At 63.3% G+C, this 901-nt stretch carries 1 protein-coding gene; it reads left to right on the forward strand.

Going from position 1 to position 901, the window contains the following annotated elements; genetic code table 11:
- Positions 1-2 precede the first annotated feature (2 nt).
- Complete coding sequence (gene phoB, locus EOA86_RS36460; protein ID WP_245497500.1) at positions 3-671, forward strand: phosphate regulon transcriptional regulator PhoB; 669 nt, start codon at positions 3-5, stop codon at positions 669-671.
- Positions 672-901: the final 230 nt, after the last annotated feature.

The raw sequence follows: 901 nt of genomic DNA on the forward strand, positions 1-901 counted from the left end.
TGGTGGTGGAGGATGAAGAGCCGCTGGGCGTCCTCCTCCGCTACAATCTGGAATCCGAAGGCTATCAGGTCGAGGTGGTGACGCGCGGCGACGAGGCCGAAATCCGGCTGCAGGAAAATGTGCCCGATCTTCTGGTGCTCGACTGGATGGTGCCGGCGGTTTCGGGCATCGAGCTTTGCCGGCGCCTTCGGGTGCGTCCCGAAACCGAGCGGCTGCCGATCATCATGCTGACCGCGCGCGGCGAGGAGAGTGACCGGGTGCGCGGCCTTTCCACCGGAGCCGACGACTATCTGGTCAAGCCGTTCTCGACACCGGAATTCATGGCCAGGGTCAAGGCGCTGCTGCGCCGCGCCAAGCCGGAAGTACTGTCCAGCGTGCTGAAGGTCGGCGACATCATGCTCGATCGCGAATCGCACAGGGTCTATCGCAAAAAGAGCGAGATCCGGCTCGGGCCGACCGAATTCCGGCTGCTCGAATTCATGATGCGGCACCCGGGTCGGGTCTTCTCGCGCAGCCAGTTGCTCGACAATGTCTGGGGCGAGACGATCTACATCGACGAGCGCACGGTGGACGTCCATGTCGGCCGGTTGCGCAAGGCAGTCAACAACGGCCGCATGCCCGATGTCATCCGCACCATCCGCGGCGCGGGCTATGCGATCAGGGAAGACTAGGGATGTGCTGATATTCAGGTGATGCCGGCCTGCGAACGCCGGCTTCCTGCGCTTCCGGTGCTCACGTACCAAAAAGTACGCTCCGCTCCGGTTCTCGGAACCCACTCTCGACTCGGCCTGACCTGAATCTCAACACCACCCCAAGTCGCGATCCGGTGATCCCTGCCTTCGGGTTCAAGCCACGTTCTTTCCGACCGAGCCGGCTCGTGCCTGGATGCTCGGCGCGAAGA

Source organism: Mesorhizobium sp. M5C.F.Ca.IN.020.32.2.1, assembly GCF_004023105.1.
Classification (GTDB): Bacteria; Pseudomonadota; Alphaproteobacteria; order Rhizobiales; family Rhizobiaceae; genus Mesorhizobium; species Mesorhizobium wenxiniae.